Here is a 16,331-nt window from a genome sequence, read left to right on the forward strand (position 1 = left end):
TTCAGTGTTGTAGTGGGGTGTTGCGGGGTAGCGGATGCGACGGGCCTTACGGTTGATTCACTTGAAACTGGGTGGTCTGGCCGGTGTTTTTGTCGGTCGTGACGATCTGCAGCAGGCCGCCTTGCAGGTTGGTAATCGCGATGCGGAAGTCGGTGGTTTCAACGGTGCCCGGCACCAGTTGGCCGTTGGCGCCGACGATGCTGGACGTCACTGCCGACGACACCCGGCTGAGGATGGCGCTCTGCAACATGCTGTTGAACTGGGTCAGCGCGGTCTGCCCGGCGTAGGCGCCGGACGATGAAGACTTTTCGACGTAATGGTTTTGCGCCTGGGCCTGATTGAGCAGCACCGGTCCGTTCAGCGGATTGCCGCCAAACGACGGGTTGTTCGGCACATACGCCAACTCGCTGGCCAGGACGCCTGAACAGAGGCCGGCCATCAAGGCGAGGCTGGCGACAACCCCCAAACTGCGATTAATAGTGAGTGCTTTCATAGCTCGTCTCGTCCCATGTCCGGGTCGCCAAAGAATTGTGCCAATTGATAATCAAGAATGGCCTGATACACCTGACCGGCCGCGTCGGCTGCAATGGCCGGAATAAGCGTGCGGTTTGGCGGCAGGAACATTTGAAACAAGCGGCGGTTGCCGTAATCCACGAATACCTGACTGCCTAAGCGCGCAGTGGGTCGTTCAGTAATGGTGACGGTGAACGTTTCCGCTTCATCTTTCTCACGCCAGGTATTGGCGAAACTGTCATAAAACGTCCGGCCTGCCAGGGTCATGGTCTGGCCGATCACAATGCCTCCGACGTCACGGTGGTTAAGCGTCCGGTGCTGTTCAACCGTCGCGGAAGTATTCACGCTGGGCTGGGCAAACACCGTGGTTACGGCGCACAGGGGCAGCAGCCATAGGCCGATAACTTTAAGGGTTGTCATGTTTGTACGATCTTGGGTACAGGTTGTTACTTGTTATATCTCATTAAAAATAGTTTGCCAGTGTTTGATTAAAATAAAGTTCATTTATTTTGTTGGCGTCAACTTCTGTTTTTATTTAGATAAGTTTGTTTGTAAAGCAGTAGCGCGGCAGAGGTACGAATTTATGGCGTCAAATTATCTTCCGGGAAGTGACTTAATTAAAGTGGCGACTATTGATGTATTAGGAAGCGCGTTTGAAAGCGGGTTGTTAGCGTGCTAATGCTTAGGAAGGTCGTGAAGTTTATGACTGTGTTGTATCGGTTAAGTTGTGATAACTTTCTGGTGGCTGCTTACTTAATTGCCGTATGCGGCCGGCCTGCAGAGGGGGCGCGTTTTCGGCAGGAGCGGCTTCAGTCGGGCGTGCGAGCTGTTAGAATGCGCGTCCTCTTTGCCCGATCTGCTTATTGCTCCCATGCTGCCTATCACAGAACCCCGTACCGACCGCCTGCCGTCCGAGCCCTCACGGCGTTTTTCCGTGGCCCCGATGATGGACTGGACGGATCGTCACTGCCGTTTCTTCCTGCGTCTGCTGTCGAAGAATGCGTTGCTCTACACCGAGATGGTCACCACCGGCGCATTGCTGCACGGCGACACAGAGCGCTTCTTGCGCCACGACGAAACGGAGCATCCGCTGGCGTTGCAGTTGGGCGGCAGCAACCCGGCCGACCTTGCCGCCAGTGCGCGTCTCGCTCAGGCAGCGGGTTACGATGAGGTCAATCTCAACGTCGGTTGCCCGAGCGATCGCGTGCAGAACAACATGATCGGCGCGGTGTTGATGGGGCATCCGCAGTTGGTGGCCGATTGCGTCAAGGCCATGCGCGACGCCGTGACGATTCCGGTGACGGTCAAGCACCGCATCGGCATCAACGGTCGCGACAGTTACGAGCAGCTTTGTGAGTTCGTCGGCACCGTGCGCGACGCCGGCTGCACCAGCTTCACCGTGCATGCCCGCATCGCCATTCTTGAAGGCCTGTCGCCCAAGGAAAACCGTGACATCCCGCCGCTGCGCTATGACATCGCTGCGCAGTTGAAACAGGATTTTCCCGAGCTGGAGATCATCCTCAACGGCGGCATCAAGACCCTGGAGCAGTGCCAGGAACACCTGACCACTTTCGACGGCGTGATGCTCGGCCGCGAGGCGTATCACAACCCCTACCTGCTGGCAGGCGTGGACCGCGAACTGTTTGGCAGCGACGCCCCGCAGATCACCCGCGCCGAAGCCCTCAGGCTGATGCGCCCCTATGTGGAAGCGCACCTTCGCGAAGGCGGCTCCATGCACCACATCACCCGCCATGTGCTGGGCCTGGGCACCGGCTTCCCCGGCGCGCGCAAGTTCCGGCAGATGCTCTCGGTGGACATTCACAAGACGGACGACCCGCTGGGGTTGCTGGATCGGGCGGGAGAGTTGCTGGAGGGGCGGTGAACGGACTATCGCGTCCAGCGCCGTGCGCGCATTTCTGCGACGTACTGATCACTCGCGAACTTACCTTGGTCGGCCTCGCTAACCGCCTGCTCGATCTGGGCAGTCAATGCCCTGTCGTGTTCCTGGGCCATGGCGAGATCAGCGAGGGCCTTGGGCAGATCTTCCGGATGGTTCGGCGATGGTTCGGTCATAGCAACCTCGTGATTGGGTAGTTGGCCGTATGTTACGCCGTCACTCCGCGTCGGGGCAGGAGATAGCCAACATGTTGGAGGGAGATGCTAGCGAATGCGGTATTCCTGACTCAGGAATTGCGGCGGCTGTACCGGCCTTTTCGCGAGCAAGCTCACTCCTACAGGTTTCGTATCAGACGCAGGTATTGAGCCGTTTCCAAACCTCGTACAGGGAGTCCGTGTACAACCCAAGCCCCGTGTCGCATACAGGACTTGTGGAAGCGACTCTGGTGGCGCTCCACCTTGCTCGCGAAGGCGGTATTTCAGGCACTGAAAAGGCAGCGGCTCGACCTGATCCATCGTCACCGCCGCCCAGCCCGCGTACTTACATCAACCCACACCGCCAGCACCAAAATGCTGCCCTTGACGATCATCTGCCAGTAGCTGTCGACGTCGAGCATGGACATGCCGTTGTCGAGGCTGGTGATGACCAGGGCGCCGAGCAGGGCGCCGTAGACGGTGCCCGAGCCGCCGCGCATGGAGGTGCCGCCGATGAAGCAGGCGGCGATGGCGTCGAGTTCGCCCATGTTGCCCGCCGACGGTGAACCGGCCGCCAGGCGGGCGGTGTTGACCAGGCCGGCGAGGGCGCACATCACGCCCATGATGCCGAAGATCCACAATTTCACCGCCTGCACGTTAATACCGGACAGGCGCGTGGCTTCCATGTTGCTGCCCACCGAGTAGATGCGGCGGCCGAACACGGTCTGGCTGGTGATGTAGCTGAAGACGCCAAGCAGGACCAATAGCAGCAACACCGGCACCGGAATCCCGTCATAGCTGTTCAGGGTGTAGACGAAGCCCGCAAGCACGGCCCCTATCGCCGCCACGCGCACCACATCCCGAACCAGCGAATGGGCGGCCAGCCCATGCAGCGCGCGGTTGCTGCGCTGGCGCCAGGTCAGGAACAGCGTCAGCGCGAAGAGCAGCACGCCGAGCACGACCCCCACCAGCGGCGGCAGGTAACCCTGACCGATGTAGACCAGTTCCGGCGACACCGGTGCGATGGTGGTGCCGCCGGTGATCCCCAGCAGAATCCCGCGAAACGCCAGCATGCCGCCCAGGCCGACGATGAACGAGGGGATGCGCAGGTACGCGGTCATGCAGCCGTTGGCGAGGCCGATCAACAGCCCGCAGCCGGCGACGATGCACAGGTTCAGCGGCAGCGGCAGGTGGTAGACCACGTCGAGAATCGCCGCCACGCCGCCGAGCAGTCCGAGCAGTGAGCCCACCGACAGATCGATCTCGCCGCTGATGATCACCAGCACCATGCCGCAGGCCAGAATCCCGGTGATCGACATCTGCCTCAGCAGGTTCGACAGGTTGCGCGGCGTCAGAAAGCCCCCGTCGGTTTCCCAGCTGAAGAACAGCCAGATGACCGCGATGGCGATCACCAGGGCGAGCATTTTGTAGCGAGTAAACAGTTGCTTGAGCTGATTCATTGACGCGCGTCTCCCACAGCACCTGGCCGGTCGTTATTGTTTTTGTTGTGCGCAGCAAGGGCGTCCCCGGACTGGCTGAGTGCGGCCGCCAGCACCTGTTCCTGGGTCAGGCCCTGATTGATGAAGTCCCCGCGCAACTGGCCTTCGCCGATCACCAGCACCCGGTCGGAGACGCCGAGCACTTCGGCCAGCTCCGACGACACCATGATGATCGACACGCCACTGGCCGCCAGCGCGCCCATCAGTTTGTAGATCTCATATTTGGCGCCAACGTCCACACCGCGAGTGGGCTCGTCGAGAATCAATACCCGCGGCTGGGTCAGCAGCATTTTCGCCAGTACGGCTTTTTGCTGATTGCCGCCGGAGAGGCTGGTGATCGGCAAGAACGGGCTCGCGGTCTTCAGGTGCATGCGCGCGATCTCCTTGTCGATGCTGCCCAGCTCGGCTTCGGCGTCGATGCGGGTCAGGTGGGCGAAGCTGTCGAGCACGGCGAGGGTGATGTTCTGGCCCACGCCCAGGTCTGGAATGATGCCCTGACGCTTGCGGTCCTCGGGAACCATGCACAGCCCCGCGCGGATGGATTTGAGCGGCGTGCGTGTGTCGATGGGCTTACCGTCCAGCCACACTTCTCCGGTGTAACGGCCCGGGTAGGCGCCGAACAGCGCCGAGACCAGTTCGGTGCGCCCGGCCCCGACCAGCCCGGCGATGCCGAGGATTTCCCCGCGTTTGAGCACGAACGAGATGTCGTCCACGCGCTTGCGTTTGGGATTGTCGACGTCGTAGCAGGTGACATTGCGCGCCTCGAAAATCACCTCGCCGACGGTGTGGGGTTCGGTGGGGTAGAGGTTGCTCATCTCGCGGCCGACCATCTGCGTGATGATGCTGGGTATGTCCATGTCAGCCATGGCCGTGGTTGCGATGTGCTTGCCGTCGCGGATGACCGAGATGGTGTCGCAAACGGCGGCGACTTCATCGAGTTTGTGGGAGATGTAGACGCAGGCGACGCCCTTGGCTTTGAGGTCGCGAATGATGTCGAGCAGGACCTCGATTTCCGAGCGGGTCAGGGCCGAAGAGGGTTCGTCGAGGATCAGCAGGCGCGCCTGTTTGTTCAACGCCTTGGCGATTTCCACCAGTTGCTGATAGCCGCCACCGTATTGTGAAACCGGCAGGGCGACGTTCATGTCCGGCACTTTCAGTTCGCGCATCAAGGCTTCGGCGCGGTGGATCATCGCCGGGTAATTCATGCGCCCGCCGGGCAGGGTCAGTTCGTGACCCATGAAAATGTTCTCCGCCACCGACAGGTCGGGGACGAGGGTGAGTTCCTGATGAATGATGACGATCCCGGCGGCCTCGGTTTCGCTGATGGACTGCGCCTTCAGCGGCTGGCCGTCCCAGAGGATTTCGCCCTCCCAGGTGCCGTGGGGATAGACCGCCGAAAGGACTTTCATCAGCGTTGATTTGCCGGCGCCGTTCTCACCGCACAGGCCGACGCATTCGCCGGCCCGCACCTTGATGTCGATGCCGTTGAGTGCTTTGACGCCGCCGAAGGATTTGACGATGCCGTTCATTTGCAGCAGGTAATCGGACATGGCGCGGTATTCCAGGACAGGCCGGAGTTCTCGTGCAGGAACGCGGCGTGTCCCGCGACCGGCTGCGAAGCCGTCGTAAATTCAGCAGACGCGTTGTGTCAGGCAAACCACAGTGTCAGGTTTTACGACGGGCTCCCGCTGCTCGCGGGACAAGCCACGCTCCTACAGGTGTCGGTGCAGGCTCACACTGCAGCTATGGCAGCCTGCAAAGGGTGATCACTTACCGGCGATCTGATCCTTGGTGTAGAACCCGTCTTTCTCCAGCAGATCGATGTTGTCCTTGGTCAGCGGCGTCGGGGTCAGCAGGATGGTGTCGACCTTCTTCGTGCCGTTGTCGTACTGCGAGCTGAAGGTAGGCTTCTCGTTGCGCGCCAGTTGCACCGACAGTTTTGCCGCTTCCGAGGCGATCAGTTTCAGCGGCTTGTAGACGGTCATGGTCTGGGTGCCGTCGATCACGCGCTTGACCGCGGCCAGGTCGGCGTCTTGCCCGGAGATCGGCACTTTACCGGCCAGTTTCTGCGCGGCGAGGGCCTGAATCGCACCGCCGGCGGTGGCGTCGTTGGAGGCGACGATGCCGTCGATCTTGTTGCTGTTTTTGGTCAGGGCGTTTTCGACGATGCTCAGGGCTTCGGTCGGGTTCCATTCCTTGACCCATTGCTGGCCGACGATCTTGATGTCGCCCTTGTCGATGGCCGGCTGCAGCACTTTCATCTGGCCTTCGCGCAGCACCTTGGCGTTGTTGTCGGTGGGCGCACCACCGAGCAGGAAGTAATTGCCTTTCGGGGCCGCCTTGAGCACGCCGGCCGCCTGCATTTCGCCGACTTTCTCGTTATCGAAGGAGATATAGGCGTCGATGTCGGCATTGAGAATCAGTCGGTCGTAGGACACCACTTTGATGCCGGCTTTTTTGGCTTCGGCGACGGCGTTGGTCAACACGGTGGCGTTGAACGGCACGATGACGATGACGTCGACGCCCCGGGAGATGAGGTTTTCGATCTGGGAGATCTGCTTCTGCTCGTTGGCGTCAGCGGACTGCACGTACACCTTGGCGTCCATTTTTTCTGCGGCCGCAACGAAGTAATCGCGGTCCCGGGACCAGCGTTCAAGGCGCAGATCGTCGATGGAGAAGCCGATTTTCGGATGGGCCGAATCGGCCATGACGGGCAGGCTGAGCAGTGCCAGGGCACTGGCGAGCAGGGTAGTCTTGAAACTCTTCATGGGGTTGCGTCCTGTTATTTTTGTTTAGAGACACTTTTCGAGCATTTACCGGTGGAACTGTAGAGACTGGCCGCGCACCGCGAGCAGGGAATTGTCGTGAGAATGTAACCAACGCAATTCCCTCAGTAGGACCGGCTTTAGCCGGGAAGCTGTTGGCGTCACACCGCAAGATGAATGTTGCACGCATTGGCCTCTTCCCGGCTAAAGCCGGTCCTACGAAAAGCATCGCGTCCATCCAGCGGATTTGGCGATGACCTCGACTGGTAGGACCGGCTTTAGCCGGGAATGCGTCAGTCGTCACACTGCAAATGTGAGGGTGCTACCACTGGCCTCTTCCCGGCTGAAGCCGGTCCTACGAAAGACATAGCATCCATCCAGCAGGGATCGCGGGCGGCTGCTGTCAGGGATAAATAAACCGGTTGACCACGCCTTCGAGCATTTCCTGGCGGCCGCTGACGGCTTGCGGGTTGAGTTCATTGTCCATCGCGTGCTGCGCCAGGGCATCCAGGCTGAATTCCCCCGACAGCACGGCGCGCCCGAACGGTTGGTCCCAGCCGGCGTAGCGCTGGTCCTTGAACGCCTGCAGTTTGTCGTCCTGAATCATCGCAGCAGCCCGCTCCAGCGACAGCGCGAGCACGTCCATGGCCGCGACGTGGCCGTAGAACAGGTCGATTTCGTCCAGGCTCTGCCGGCGCACTTTGGAATCGAAATTGTAGCCGCCGTTCTTGAAACCGCCGGCCTTGAGAATCTCGTAAGTGGCCAGGGTCAGCTCTTCGACGCTGTTGGGGAACTGGTCGGTGTCCCAGCCGTTCTGCGGATCGCCACGGTTGGCGTCGATGCTGCCAAAGATGCCGAGGGACGCCGCGGTGGCGATTTCATGGTGAAAACTGTGGCCGGCGAGGGTGGCGTGGTTGGCCTCGATATTGACCTTGATCTCCTTCTCCAGCCCGAACTGTTGCAGAAAACCGAACACCGTGGCGGTGTCGTAATCGTACTGGTGCTTGGTCGGCTCCTGGGGTTTGGGTTCGATCAGCAGGTCGCCGGTAAAGCCGATCTTGTGTTTGTGCTCGACCACCATGGCCATGAACCGTCCCAGTTGCTCGCGTTCACGCTTGAGGTCGGTGTTGAGCAGCGTCTCGTAACCCTCACGACCGCCCCATAGCACGTAGTTCGAGCCCTTGAGCCGATGAGTCGCGTTCATCGCGCTGAAGACCTGTGCGGCGGCGAAGGCGAACACTTCCGGGTCCGGGTTACTCGCAGCGCCAGCCGCAAAGCGCGGGTTGCTGAAACAGTTGGCAGTGCCCCACAGCAGCTGAATGCCGCTCTGCTCCTGATGGCGTTCGAGTTCGTCGACCATCTGCGCGAAGTTGTGGCTGTACTCTTTCAGGCTGGCGCCTTCGGGGGCGACGTCGGTGTCGTGGAAGCTGTAGTAGTCGATGCCCAGTTTGGAGAAGAACTCGAACGCCGCATCGGCTTTCAAACGGGCCAGCTCCATGGCGTCCCCCGCCTTGACCCACGGACGCTTGAAGGTGCCGACGCCGAACATATCGGCGCCGGGCCAGACGAAGGTGTGCCAGTAGCAGGCGGCCATGCGCAGGTGTTCGCGCATGGGCTTGCCGAGGATGATCTTGTTGGCGTCGTAATGGCGGAAGGCGAGGGGCGACTCGCTGCCGGGGCCTTCGTAGCGAATGGTGTCGACATCGGGGAAGCAGGGCATCGGGGTTTCCTTCTTATTCTTGCCAGTGTTAACCGGCGATGTGTGAGTGCCTGTGCCCCGATACTAACAATGGCCCCGTCCGTCCCGATTGCGAAAATCACCAACTCGGTGTTCGATTTTGAGTATTGAGATTCCCCCGGCGCAGGCCTAGTCTGTGCCGACTCGCTTCACAGGCCCGGGGAACAATAATGAAAACCGTCCCGCCCGCTCACCGCATCGCCCTGTTGTTCAACGGCGGCAAGATCTACGACCGCGGCATCATCACCGGCATCGGCAATTACCTGAGCAGCACCCGCGCGACCTGGGATCTGTTTCTGGAAGAGGATTTTCTCTGCCGCCTCAAAGGGATCGAGCGCTGGCAGGGCGACGGCATCATTGCCGATTTCGACGATCCGCTGATCGGCGAGGCGCTGGCCGGGAGCACCTTGCCGGTGGTGGCGGTGGGCGGTTCCTACGAGGACGAGCGGGCCTACCCGAAGCATATTCCCTACGTCGCCACCGACAACTTCGCCCTGATCAAACTGGCCTACGAGCACCTGATCGAGGCCGGTCTGACGCGATTCGCCTGTTTCAGCCTGCCGGAAGCCCAGAGCAATCGCTGGGCTCAGGAGCGTGAGAAAGCCTTTCGCCGGCTGTTGCAGCGCGACGGTTTGCACGGGGAGGTCTATCGCGGCCTGAGCACCAGCGCGCCGTTGTGGGACAGCGCCGTCGAGCAACAGATTACCTGGCTGCAAAGCCTGCCCAAGCCCATCGGTATCATCGCCGTCAGCGATGCCCGTGCGCGGCAGTTGCTGCAGGCGTGCCTGACTGCGGGCATTGCGGTGCCCGAGCAGGTGGCGCTGATCGGCATTGACAACGACCCGCTGACCCGCACCCTGACGCGGGTGCCGCTGAGTTCGGTGACCCAGGGTACGCAAAGCATGGGGCGAACGGCGGCGCAGTTGCTGCACCAGATGCTCCACGGTATGCCCTCGACCGCCCGCCAGATCCTGGTGCCGCCCGAGGCCATCAACGTTCAGGCCTCCAGCCTGCATCAACCGCTGGGTAATCCGTATGTCATGCAGGCGCTGCACTTCATTCGCCAGTACGCCTGCCAGGGCATCAAAACCGCCCAGGTCGCGGGCTACGTCGGCATTTCCCGTTCTTCGCTGGAATCGCACTTTCGCAAGGAGCGCGGTTGTAGCGTGCACGACGAGATTCTGAGCTTCAAACTCACGGCCGCGGCGTCAGGGCTCAAACACGGTGACGCGGCCATCGCCGACATCGCGCAGAACTGCGGCTTCAAGTCCGCGCAATACCTGCACACCGTGTTCCGCCGGGAGTTCGGCTGTACCCCCCGCGAATATCAGCAGGGCGAGGCAGCACCGCTTCATTGAATTGCTTTAGGGCGTCCCGTATGGGCGCGTCTGTCATAACAAAGACAACATCACAGGAGTCATCGATGCATCCGATTCGTTTAGGGCTGGTGGGTTACGGCAAGATCGCCCAGGACCAGCACGTGCCGGCAATCCACGCCAGTGACCGGTTTGAGCTGGTGGCTGTTGCGACGCTGGGTCAGCACTGTCCTGGCGTGCCCAATTTCAGCTCGCTGGCAGAGTTGCTGGCGGGCGGCCCGGCGGTGGACGCCATCGCCTTTTGCACGCCGCCCCAGGGGCGTTTTGCGCTGGTTGAAGAGGCGCTGAAGGCTGGTAAACACGTGCTGGTGGAAAAGCCGCCGTGCTCGACCCTGGGCGAAGCGCTCGCCCTGATCGACGAAGTCAATGCGGCGGGCGTCAGCGGGCTGTTCGCCTGGCATTCACGCTTCGCCCCGGGCGTGCGCAATGCGGTGCAATGGCTTGAGGGCAAGACCCTGAAACAGGTGCGGATCGACTGGAAAGAGCAGGTGCGCAAATGGCACCCGGGCCAGGCGTGGATCTGGCAGGCAGGCGGGCTGGGCGTGTTCGATCCGGGCATCAACGCGTTGTCGATCGTCACCGAACTGTTGCCCCGTGCGCTGTTCGTCGAGTCGGCCAACCTGAGCGTACCGAGCAATTGCCAGTCGCCGATTGCGGCGTCGTTGCAAATGCGTTCCGGTGAGGACGTGCAGGTGGTCGCCGAACTGGATTTCGATCACAGCGTCAACGAGCAGTGGAGCATCGAGCTGCACTGCAACGAAGGCGTGATGCGTCTGGACGCGGGCGGCGCGCAGGTTAGCATCGACGGCGTGGCGCAGAGCGTGTCTGAGGAGGGCGAGTACCCTGCCATGTACGGGCACTTTGCGCGGCTTATCGAAACGGGCAAAAGCGACCTGGATCTGCAGCCGCTGCGCATCGTCGCCGACAGTTTTTTTGTCGGCAGCAAGGAGACGGTGGCGGCTTTTCACGAATAAAAGCGACGATCGATGGCCCGGTCGGGTGTGCCGGATCGGGCCTCAGCGCCTACTGCACGGCGAACGCCGTCGTCAGATATGCACCACGCCGACCAGGGCGATGGAGAACGAAACGATGAGGGCCAACAGAATGGTCATGTTGATGGACATTGCGGGCAAATCCTTGTCTGGTTAATCAGTGTCGCCATCATCCGGATTTGCACGGGCAAACAGAACGGCGTTCGTGACTATGTTGGCAATCGATGGAAACAATAGTTCGGGGTTTTTGTGCGGCGCGAGCATGTTTGACCCTTGCCACGGCGTTGCCTGATCCGACGCCTTCGCAGGCAAGCGCGCTCCTGCAGGGTATGCAACGCCTATTAGTGGGACCGGCTTTAGCCGGGAAGACGTCGGGTGTGACACCGCCAATATGAGGGTCCTTACACTGGCCTCTTCCCGGCTAAAGCCGGTCCCACAAAAAGCGATGCGGCGCGACTACTGATCGCAGGCTTACCCTCGGGAAACGGCCAGTTTAATCGCCGTTTTCACGGCGGACGATAGAGCTCCGCCGAGCACAAATCTGAGCCGGTTTGCTGGCGAACGCGGTTGGCCATTCATCACCGCATCGCCTGGCACAACGGATTCGCCAGCAAGCCGGCTCCACAAGGTGATCGCGTTGAATCAGCGGGATCACCGTTGGCAATCGATATCAAAAAACGCATTTATCAAGGACCGCTATATGCCATCCACCCCCATCCGCATCACTGACGAACAACTCCTCTCAGACAACTGGTACGTGCTCAAGAAATACAGCTTCGAGCTGCAACGCCGTGACGGCAGTTGGCAGTCCCAGACCCGCGAGGTCTACGACCGGGGCAACGGCGCGACGATTCTGTTGTACAACCTGGAGCGCCGCACCGTGGTGCTGACCCGGCAGTTCCGCATGCCGGCCTTCGTCAACGGCCACGATGGTTATTTGATCGAAGCAGCAGCAGGGTTGCTGGACAACGCCAGCCCCGAAGAGCGCATCCGCCTGGAAGCCGAGGAAGAAACCGGCTACGTCGTGCGCTCGGTGAAGAAGATCTTCGATGCCTTCATGAGCCCGGGTTCGGTGACCGAGCGCATTCACTTTTTTATCGGCGAATACCGGCCCGGCGATCGGGTCAGCGACGGCGGTGGGCTGGAAGAGGAGGGCGAAGACATCGAGGTGCTGGAGCTGGATTTCGAGCGGGCCATCGCCATGGTGGAAAGCGGCGAAATCAATGACGGCAAGACCATCATGCTCCTGCAGTACCTGGAGCTGCGCCTGATGAAATGAAGACTGCAGAACCAAAACGATTCAGGTCACGTCGAGAAAGTTTCACTAATCGGTAAATTTTCTTACGTTGCAATGAGAATCGTTTGCGTTATCCTTCGCGTTCCTTTGTTACCAGGGATGTCGAACAAGATGGATTTTCGCCCTGCAATGAGCCAGCCCGCACGGCTCGGCTCACCGTGTGTTGGCGCCACCCGTGGCGCGAGAGACCCGCGCCTCGACGCGCTGATGGGCACCTACAACACTCACCGCGAGGCGCTGATGCGCCTGGCGGCAAAATTCCTTGGCTGTCGCGCCCGGGCCGAAGACGTGGTCCAGGACGCTTTCGTGAAGATGCTCGAAAGCGACTTCGCATCGGCGGAACCGGCACGCTACATGTTTCGCGTCGTGCGCAATCTGTCCATCGACCGTCTTCGCCGCCAGCGTCTCGAACGCAACCATGGCGCCGAAGCCGAGCATGAAGAGCAGATACGTTTCGAGGTGTCCCCCGAACGCGTGCTGGCCGGTCGCGAGTCACTGGATCAACTGGTCGGGGCGCTCAACGAGTTGCCCAAGCGCATGCGCATCATCTTCGACCTCAGCCAGATCCAGGGCTACACCCAGCGCGACGTGGCCAAGGTCATCGGCACCTCGCCGACGATGGTCAACTTCCTCCTGCGCGACACCCTGTCCCACTGCCGCGCGCGGCTCGGCGAGCTCTAGGCATCGCCGCGTCATGTCTTTCGTTTTCACTGCCCGGAGTCATTCATGAAACTAGTTCGTCTGGTCTTCCAGCAATACCGCTGGCCGCTTGCATTGGTGCTGCTGCTGAGCGTCAGCAGCGGGCTGTTGAGCGTCGGCGTGATTGCCTTCGTCAACCAACGCATGATCAGCAGTCACGAAGGCCTTGGCACCGCGCTGTGGCAGTTCGGTCTGATGCTCGCCGTGCTGCTGGCGCTGGCGTCCGGGGCGTCGTTGTCGCTGACCGCGCTGGGTCACCGGTTCGTCTACGGCCTGCGCCGGGTGATGGTCAAGCGCCTCCTGGACACCAACATCGAGCGGATCGAATCCATCGGCGGGGCGAAGATCTTCGCCAGCCTGTCCAGCGACATTCGCGCGGTGACCATGGCCTTCGTGCAACTGCCGGACCTGATCTACGGCTCAGTGCTCAGCGTCGCGTCGTTCAGTTACCTGGCCTGGCTTTCGCCGTCGCTGTTCATCACCACGCTGTGCTGGATGGCGTTCACGTTGGGGGTGGGCTGGCTGCTGGTGGGCAAACTCAACGCCCACATCCGCGCGCTGCGTGAGTCCGAAGACAAGCTCTATCAGAGCTACCAAGGGGTGATCGACGGGCGCAAGGAGCTGACCCTCAACCGCGACCGCGCGCGCCGGCTGTACGAAGAAACCTTCGACGTCGCCGCCCGGCGCTACCGCGAGCATTTCACCCTGGCTGACCGGTATCACGGCCTAGCCAGCAACTGGGCCAACATCATGGTCCTCGGCACCATCGGCCTGGCGTTCTACCTGGCCAACGGCCTGGGCTGGGCGCCGACGGAAGTGGCGGCGACCTATGCGCTGACCGTGCTGTTCATGCGCACGCCGCTGGTGCTGGCGGTGGCAGCGATTCCCGCGCAGATCTCCGGGCGCGTGGCGCTGGATAAAGTCGAGTCGCTGGCGCTGGCCGAACACCACGAAAGCTTCGACGTCGCACCCAGCCACATCGCCGGCCACTGGCAGACCCTCGAACTGCGTGATGTCGAATACCACTATGCGCCCCAGGGCGACGAGCCCGGTTTCGATGTCGGCCCGGTCAACCTGACCCTGCGCCGGGGCGAAACGGTGTTCCTCATGGGTGGCAACGGCAGCGGCAAATCCAGCCTGGCGCGCTTGCTCAGTGGCCTGTATCGACCTTCAGCGGGGGCGATCCTGATCGACGGCCAGGTCATCGGCTCGGACGACTGGCTGGCCTACCGTCAGCTGTTCGCCAGTGTGTTCACCGACTTCCACCTGTTCGCTCAATTGCTCGGGCCCGATGGGCAGAACGCCGACGCGGCTGACGTCGAGCACTGGCTGGAAAAACTGCACATGAAGCACAAGGTGCAGCTCGCCGACGGGCACCTGCTCGACACGCGTTTTTCCCAGGGGCAGCGCAAGCGCCTGGCACTGATGCTGGCGTTGCTGGAGAAGCGCGACATTCTGCTGCTAGACGAATGGGCCGCCGATCAGGACCCGCTGTTCCGCCGCTTTTTCTACCGCGAGCTGCTGCCGATGTTCAAAAAGGCCGGCGTCACGGTGTTCGCCATCAGCCACGACGACCAGTACTTCGACCTCGCCGACCGCCTGGTGAAGATGGAGGCCGGCCAGCTCAGCGAGCTGCAGGGTGATCGTCGTGAAAACGCCAGCCGCGACGCGGTGGAAGAGATCGGCGCCGCCTACCAGATGAAAACAGTCGAGGCGCTGTAAGAATTTTCGGCGACCGGGACTAAACAGCCGTCAGCCTCAGTCGTCATGTTAATGAGAATCAGTCTTAAACATTTTTGATGCGCGTGAACTGCCATCCGGCGCCAGCGACCTTGTCGTGCGGCCTGCCGGAGTCGATCGCGCATCGCGCCTTACGAGAGGGAAGCATGGAACTCGTCTACGACTTCATCGGCATCGGTTTCGGCCCGTCGAACCTGGCTTTGGCCATTGCCACCCAGGAGCATGCCCAGCGCAGCGGTCTGGCGCCCCACGTGTGTTTCCTCGAGAAAAAGCCGGCGTTCAACTGGCACGAAGGCATGCTGATCGACGGTTCCACCATGCAGATTTCCTTCCTCAAGGACCTGGTGACCCTGCGCAATCCGGCCAGCCGTTTCACCTTCGTTAATTACCTCAACGAGCGCGGCCGTCTGCAGGACTTCATCAACCTGAAGACTTTCTTTCCGACCCGCGAGGAGTACACCGATTACCTGACCTGGGCGGCGTCCCACTTCAACGAACAGGCCCATTACGGCGCCGAAGTGATGTCGGTGGAACCGCATTTCGAAGACGGCCGCTTTGTCGCCATGGACGTGCTGTCCCGGGACGCGAGCGGTGAAATCTCCCGTCGTCGCGCGCGCAATCTGGTGTTCGGCATCGGCGGCATTCCCCAGTCGCCGGCGGCCTTCGACGGTCTTGAAGATCCTCGCGTGCTGCACTCTGCCGGCTATCGCGGCGGGATCGAAAAACTCCTCGCCAACCGTCCCGGCCCGGTGCGCGTGGCTGTGGTCGGCGGCGGTCAGAGCGCGGCGGAAATCTTCGAAGACCTGGCCTCGCGTTTCGACAACGTCGAGGCCACTTTGGTGATTCGCGGCAGCGCGCTGAAGCCGTCCGATGACAGCCCCTTCGTCAATCAGATCTTCAACCCGTCGTTCACCGACACCATCTTCAACCACAGCCAGGAGCGTCGCGTGGCGCTGTTCGACGAGTTCCGCAACACCAACTATTCGGTGGTCGACACCGACCTGATCGAGACGATTTTCCAGCGCATGTACCAGCAGAAGGTGCGCGGCGAAGAGCGTCACCGCATGCTCACCAACCGCGAAGTGGTCCACGCCGAAGTGGCCGCCGACGGCATCGAACTGTTCCTGCGGGACGCGCCCCATGACCAGATGCACAGCGAGTCCTTCGACGTCGTGGTGCTCGCCACCGGTTACCGCCGCGACTACCACCTGGAACTGCTCTCGGGCATTCAGCAATACATCGAGGGCGCCAACGTCGACCGTCACTATCGCTTGCCACTGACCCCCGGCAGCGAAGCCGGGATCTTCCTGCAGGGTTGCTGCGAAGACAGCCATGGCTTGAGCGACACGCTGTTGTCGGTGCTGGCGATCCGCTCCCAGGAAGTCGTCGAATCGATCTTCGGTGACCAGGCGCAACCGTGTTCGGCGCGCTCTGCTCAGGGGGCGTTGCAGGCGCAGACCGAACCGCGCGTGGCTCTCAAGCTGGCGCGCTAGGTCCGGGCAGCAAACAAAGTCCGTCACAGCGGTGGTCGTCAGCGGCCACCCACTCTTTTCTCACAACGTTGTGGGCCGCCGTTGCGCTGCCTGCGGGTTGAGCCTTGCCGATACAAACAGGTGAAAGA

General features: G+C 61.3%; 14 protein-coding genes. 7 read left to right on the top strand and 7 right to left on the bottom strand.

The features are described 5' to 3' along the window. Positions 1 to 46: 46 nt before the first annotated feature. Positions 47 to 493, bottom strand: coding sequence for a curli assembly protein CsgF (locus ACYAR8_RS13210; RefSeq protein WP_463580111.1), 447 nt, complete (start codon positions 491 to 493; stop codon positions 47 to 49). Further along, entirely contained in the window at positions 490 to 933 is a 444-nt protein-coding gene (locus ACYAR8_RS13215; RefSeq protein ID WP_463580112.1) for a CsgE family curli-type amyloid fiber assembly protein, read from the bottom strand. The genes ACYAR8_RS13210 and ACYAR8_RS13215 overlap by 4 nt, the downstream gene beginning before the upstream one ends. A 451-nt stretch (positions 934 to 1,384) precedes the next feature. Here ACYAR8_RS13215 and dusA point away from each other — a divergent pair, with 451 nt between their 5' ends. After that, complete coding sequence (gene dusA / locus ACYAR8_RS13220; RefSeq protein WP_463580113.1) at positions 1,385 to 2,395, top strand: tRNA dihydrouridine(20/20a) synthase DusA; 1,011 nt, start codon at positions 1,385 to 1,387, stop codon at positions 2,393 to 2,395. A 5-nt stretch (positions 2,396 to 2,400) separates the two neighbouring features. Here the strand turns inward: dusA and ACYAR8_RS13225 are convergent, their stop codons facing one another. The 5 genes from ACYAR8_RS13225 to xylA all read right to left on the bottom strand — a co-directional run bounded on the left by ACYAR8_RS13225 (position 2,401) and on the right by xylA (position 8,588). After that, a complete protein-coding gene (locus ACYAR8_RS13225) occupies positions 2,401 to 2,586 on the bottom strand; it encodes a hypothetical protein (protein WP_074885140.1) in 186 nt (61 codons plus the stop codon). Positions 2,587 to 2,927: 341 nt separating this feature from the next. Next, entirely contained in the window at positions 2,928 to 4,064 is a 1,137-nt protein-coding gene (locus ACYAR8_RS13230) for a sugar ABC transporter permease (protein WP_463580114.1), read from the bottom strand. Further along, positions 4,061 to 5,653, bottom strand: coding sequence for a D-xylose ABC transporter ATP-binding protein (xylG, locus tag ACYAR8_RS13235; RefSeq protein ID WP_463580115.1), 1,593 nt, complete (start codon positions 5,651 to 5,653; stop codon positions 4,061 to 4,063). The genes ACYAR8_RS13230 and xylG overlap by 4 nt, the downstream gene beginning before the upstream one ends. A gap of 216 nt (positions 5,654 to 5,869) precedes the next feature. Beyond that, the gene (gene xylF / locus ACYAR8_RS13240) at positions 5,870 to 6,871 is read right to left on the bottom strand and encodes a D-xylose ABC transporter substrate-binding protein (RefSeq protein ID WP_463580116.1); all 1,002 of its coding nucleotides are present in this window, start codon (positions 6,869 to 6,871) and stop codon (positions 5,870 to 5,872) included. Positions 6,872 to 7,271: 400 nt separating this feature from the next. After that, positions 7,272 to 8,588 carry a xylose isomerase gene (gene xylA / locus ACYAR8_RS13245; RefSeq protein ID WP_463580117.1) on the bottom strand — a complete coding sequence of 439 codons (1,317 nt, stop codon included), beginning with the start codon at positions 8,586 to 8,588 and terminating at the stop codon, positions 7,272 to 7,274. Between the two features lie 188 nt (positions 8,589 to 8,776). On the opposite strand from xylA, the gene ACYAR8_RS13250 reads away from it, so the two are divergent. From ACYAR8_RS13250 to ACYAR8_RS13275, 6 genes are all read left to right on the top strand, one after another. Continuing rightward, positions 8,777 to 9,964: a XylR family transcriptional regulator gene (locus tag ACYAR8_RS13250; RefSeq protein ID WP_463580118.1), complete on the top strand. Its 1,188-nt coding sequence runs from the start codon at positions 8,777 to 8,779 to the stop codon at positions 9,962 to 9,964. A gap of 65 nt (positions 9,965 to 10,029) precedes the next feature. Continuing rightward, the gene (locus ACYAR8_RS13255) at positions 10,030 to 10,956 is read left to right on the top strand and encodes a Gfo/Idh/MocA family protein (RefSeq protein WP_463580119.1); all 927 of its coding nucleotides are present in this window, start codon (positions 10,030 to 10,032) and stop codon (positions 10,954 to 10,956) included. A 718-nt stretch (positions 10,957 to 11,674) separates the two neighbouring features. Beyond that, complete coding sequence (nudK, locus tag ACYAR8_RS13260; protein ID WP_463580120.1) at positions 11,675 to 12,253, top strand: GDP-mannose pyrophosphatase NudK; 579 nt, start codon at positions 11,675 to 11,677, stop codon at positions 12,251 to 12,253. A gap of 147 nt (positions 12,254 to 12,400) precedes the next feature. Further along, positions 12,401 to 12,952: a sigma-70 family RNA polymerase sigma factor gene (locus tag ACYAR8_RS13265; RefSeq protein ID WP_463580121.1), complete on the top strand. Its 552-nt coding sequence runs from the start codon at positions 12,401 to 12,403 to the stop codon at positions 12,950 to 12,952. A gap of 45 nt (positions 12,953 to 12,997) precedes the next feature. Further along, positions 12,998 to 14,692: a multidrug ABC transporter permease/ATP-binding protein gene (locus ACYAR8_RS13270; RefSeq protein ID WP_463580122.1), complete on the top strand. Its 1,695-nt coding sequence runs from the start codon at positions 12,998 to 13,000 to the stop codon at positions 14,690 to 14,692. A 164-nt stretch (positions 14,693 to 14,856) separates the two neighbouring features. Beyond that, on the top strand, positions 14,857 to 16,203 hold the full coding sequence (locus ACYAR8_RS13275) for a lysine N(6)-hydroxylase/L-ornithine N(5)-oxygenase family protein (RefSeq protein WP_463580123.1): 1,347 nt from the start codon (positions 14,857 to 14,859) through the stop codon (positions 16,201 to 16,203). The last annotated feature ends 128 nt before the right edge of the window (positions 16,204 to 16,331 follow it).

The sequence above is a fragment of the Pseudomonas sp. HP_01 genome (assembly GCF_055284355.1).